Origin of the sequence: Nesterenkonia sandarakina, from assembly GCF_003003175.1 — a bacterium.
GTDB classification, from domain to species: Bacteria; Actinomycetota; Actinomycetes; order Actinomycetales; family Micrococcaceae; genus Nesterenkonia; species Nesterenkonia sandarakina_A.
Window position 1 is genome coordinate 1 of sequence record NZ_PVTY01000044.1, and the last position, 3,905, is coordinate 3,905.

Consider the following 3,905-nt stretch of genomic DNA (forward strand, 5'->3'; position numbering starts at 1 on the left):
AAAAGATCCAGGAGCGCCCGCCGCTCTGCTTCTGTGTACGTGCCATATCGGTTCCCCGTCTCCGTCGTGGCTAGAGCGTTCTTAGATGAACACTCGGATGATTGCTGCCGCCGCCACGGCGAGGATGCAGACGATGATAGAGATCACCAGGCCCTTGAAGCCGTTGATCTCGCGTCCGGTGAAGGACGCGAACGCGAGGAAGCCGGCCGAGGCGAGGAAGCCGGCGAGGCCGAGCATGATCACGGCCCAGGAGATCCAGTTCAACAGTGTGGTGAATCCTTCGACCCCGGGAGGCTGTTCCGGGCTCACGTCCGGGACGATGCCGGCCGGGGTCAGTCCAGACATTGCGCTGAGTAGTTCGAGAATCATCATGCTTCTTCCTCTTCTGCTGATTGGTGGAACTTACGAGTGATCTTCTGTAGCCGCTTCGGTGGCTTAGAGAAGTCCGGCGGCTGCACCCGCCAGCTCTCCACCCAAGGGATATGTGCCCCCAACGGGGCCTTGCGCAACAGCCGCTTGACCGCGCGCCGCTGCCATTCGAGAAGTCGCGGGGCATCATCCATGAGGATCAGCCCCAGCAACCGGGAATCGTTGAGTTCCCCGGAGATCCACTGCTGAGTGAAATCCTCAGCCGCAGCGATCCCCGCCCAGTGGGTCCGCGCGACGGCCACGACATTGAGCCGTGGCAGAGGACGCACCCACCCCGACGCGACCGGCCAGCCGGTGCCCGCGTCGAGGGCCTGTTCTCCGAGCATCGCTGCCACCGTGGAGGTCCCGGCTCCCCCGTGGAGCCCCACCACCGTGATCAGTCGATGATCTTCAATCTGGGTTCGTGGCCACGGCACCAGATCGGCCGGGGCCGAGACGGACGCCAGGGGCTTCTGAGGGCCGGTTATGACCGTTTGCTCCCCTAATACGTCATCGCGCATTTCTGGGGACTCTTGCGGCTGTTCGAGCGGTGCTTGTGTGAATGGATTACTTCGCTGCACTGCCGGGTCTCCTGTTTCTTAGCTAGTAGGCCCTGATAGCCCAAGATGTAGTCCGTAGAATCTAGGCACGCGGTTAGCTTACTGGGCCGTATAACCAACTTAACACCCACCAAAAGTACTTAGTACCCAAGGAAGACAAGTTTGTTCGTTTACTTCGCTAAGGCCAACGAGCTACGATATGGAGCATGCGCATGAATGACCCGAGACTCATCGACGATCTTCTAGAGGGCTTCCCTGATCTGGCAACGCCGCAGGAAGTAGGAGATCTCTTACGGGTAGGCATCGTGACGATCAACAAGTGGATGCGCTCAGGGCACATCCCCTCGATCCGCGCGGGTCTACGCGTCAACCGCATTCCGAAGAAGGAATTGCGCGAGTTCCTGCTCAACGCAGACGAGATGAAAGATCCCGACGCGGAAGCCCGCGATGAGAAGGAAGGCAGCGGCAGCGATGAATGATCCTGAATCCATAGACCAGTTGCTTGCGGATTTTCCCGACTTGGCGCACCCCAAAGAGGTCGCTGACCTGATGCGCGTGCGGTTGAACACCGTCAACGCCTGGATCAGAGAAGGCAAGTTGTCCTCGATTAGCGCCGGTCGCCGGGTTAATAGGGTCATGAAGTCCCGGCTCCGTGAGTTCTTGCTCCACGCCGATGAAATGCAAGACGTAGACGACACCGACGCTTCGGCCAAGGAGAAGGATTCGCAGTAATGGTTCAGATCACTCCTGATGAGGTTCCGGCGTTTCCGCAGTACGTCATTCACTACGACGAGGAAACCCAGGCCGCTCGACTCGATGGCGTTCCCATCGAACCGGCAGCAGGAGTGAGCATCATCGAGGCCGCGAAGCTCGCGGCCGCACGCAAGGCAGAGACCCACGGCCTCGACGCAGTACGGGTCACCATCCGTACCGATGCCGGGGAAGAGTGGAAGATGATCGTCACCGTTCAGGGCGAAACCATCGACACCACGCCACCGCCTGAATCGCAGCACGCCAACAAGACCCGCAGACGCGCCATCACCGTTCTCATTGGTGCGACTGTGACCGTGCTGGCAATGGGCGGCGCTACCGCCCTTGTGATGTACCTGAGCACCGATACAGACCAAGACCAGAACACCGCGCCCCAATGGGAGATCCCCGGGGTAAATGAGCAAGTCCCTGTGGGACTGCCTGATGGGTTCACCGGCCCCTCAGACTGGTCAGTAGATATCAACGATGAAACCGCAGTCACGGCGCTTGACGATGGACGGATTCTCACCGCGAACAGCGATGGAATCCTCTCCGCTCGAGATCCCGAGACTGCTGAACCGACGTGGGCCGGTTCAGGTGCTCCCGGGGATCTCTCTGAGATCCACGAAAGCACCTGGGCCGGTGCCCCGGTTCTGGCTTCCTACTCACGCGGGAACCTCAACCTGTGGCCCGTGGAAGAAGTCAGCCCCGGCGATGCCGTGGCCCCCGAGCAAGTGCCGGTGGATAACACTGCCGACCTGCTGTGGGAGGGAGACGCCCCCCTGGTCAGCCTGGGTGACTTCATTGTGCTTGTCCCTGACGACGAGGGCACGCTGACTGAGGTCACGATCCCCGCCGGGTCCGAGCCGGTCTCTGCCGTGGACGGCGAAGCCGTCTCTATCGGCGCAGACGCCATCTACAGGACTGGGCTCGATGGAGAGTCCACCACTACCGAGTTCACCCCACCGCAGAGCGTAGACGGCCCCCCAGAGACCTTCTGGACCATCGGCACCGAAGCGTTGGTGCTGGCATGGTCCGGTGATCAGCCCGTGATCGCGGTCCTTGACCAAGACACCGGGGAAACCATCATCAAGGACCAGATAGAACGGCTGCCGAACGAGTCCGCCGAGATCACCTACAACACCGACTCGCAGCGCGCAGTAATCGGCACCCTGGCGATCCGCTACGACGACGATCCCAGCCTCAACGAGATCCCCGCGCTGGAAGATCCAGTGCTGACCGGCAACACCCTCTATGGCAACACCACGGACGGGCCGGCCCTGGTGGACCTGGGCCAACCGGACGACGGCGCGCAGCCCTACGCGACCTTTACCGACGCCGATACGGCCCCGCTGATCGTGGCCGAGGATGCCGCCTACGTCGTGGCACCCCGGCTGGATCAGACCATTCTCTACCGCGCGGCCGCAGAGACCTCTGATGAGGAATCCATGGACGAGACTGACACCGAAGAGACCACCCAGGATGAACAGGACGATTCATGACTATCCAAATCAGCATCACTGATGACGGGACCGCCACGCTGCACGGCGACGGAACAGAACCAGAAACCTTGGTTGCTGCCACCTACGCCGAAGCCCAGGCCCAGGCCATAGATAAGCTCATCGCCCGCGCCAAAGCAGCAGGAGAACCGCTGCACGCTATCACCGACGAGAACCCCCCAACCACGCTGCGCATCGAGCCCACCGGCACCGTGACCCCGGTCCCGGCTGCCGAAGCTCCCAGTAGTTCGCCGGCCACGGCCGAGACCCAGCCCGAGCAGCCCAGCGCAGCGCCGGCAGAGCCAGCGCGCGCCGACGCGACGCCGGCCGCGCCCGCGCAGCCAGTGGCGTCCACTCCCCCGCCGGCCGCAGCAGCCCGGGCACAGTCCGCGACCCAGGAGCCGGCGCAGCCGGCTCCCTCGCGGCCTAATCCCTTCACTGCGGATTCCTCTTCCGCTGCCACTCCCACGCCGGCGAGCCGGCGGCAGGTCCGCGAGCAGCGACAGAGCTTCCTCAACCAAGAACAGCGCGAGCAGCCGGCCACCGAAGGGTGGCGCGGCGTGCTGGCGAGCATGGGTATCCGTATCGCGCCCAGCGAGGCCGAGAAGGCCCAGCGGATCGACCGTCAGGCGGTCTCTCAGCACTGGCCCGGGCCCCGCACTATCGCCATTGTCAACGGCAAGGGCGG

5 protein-coding genes and 1 pseudogene are annotated in these 3,905 nt (G+C 62.8%); 4 read left to right on the top strand and 2 right to left on the bottom strand.

Annotated elements, in window-relative coordinates:
• Positions 1–81: 81 nt before the first annotated feature.
• Together BCL67_RS14980 and BCL67_RS14985 are read right to left on the bottom strand one after the other, a co-directional pair.
• A complete protein-coding gene (locus BCL67_RS14980) occupies positions 82–372 on the bottom strand; it encodes a hypothetical protein (protein WP_258175124.1) in 291 nt (96 codons plus the stop codon).
• A complete protein-coding gene (locus tag BCL67_RS14985) occupies positions 369–929 on the bottom strand; it encodes a DUF6668 family protein (RefSeq protein WP_106124198.1) in 561 nt (186 codons plus the stop codon). The genes BCL67_RS14980 and BCL67_RS14985 overlap by 4 nt, the downstream gene beginning before the upstream one ends.
• 245 nt (positions 930–1,174) lie before the next feature.
• Between BCL67_RS14985 and BCL67_RS14990 the strand changes: the two genes are divergently transcribed.
• From BCL67_RS14990 to BCL67_RS15005, 4 genes and pseudogenes are all read left to right on the top strand, one after another.
• Positions 1,175–1,447: a helix-turn-helix domain-containing protein gene (locus tag BCL67_RS14990; protein ID WP_106124199.1), complete on the top strand. Its 273-nt coding sequence runs from the start codon at positions 1,175–1,177 to the stop codon at positions 1,445–1,447.
• Positions 1,440–1,700, top strand: coding sequence for a helix-turn-helix domain-containing protein (locus BCL67_RS14995; protein ID WP_106124200.1), 261 nt, complete (start codon positions 1,440–1,442; stop codon positions 1,698–1,700). The genes BCL67_RS14990 and BCL67_RS14995 overlap by 8 nt, the downstream gene beginning before the upstream one ends.
• Entirely contained in the window at positions 1,700–3,220 is a 1,521-nt protein-coding gene (locus BCL67_RS15000; RefSeq protein ID WP_106124201.1) for a hypothetical protein, read from the top strand. The genes BCL67_RS14995 and BCL67_RS15000 overlap by 1 nt, the downstream gene beginning before the upstream one ends.
• Positions 3,217–3,905: pseudogene (locus BCL67_RS15005) on the top strand (ATPase); the annotation flags it as partial. The gene BCL67_RS15000 and the pseudogene BCL67_RS15005, both read left to right, overlap by 4 nt.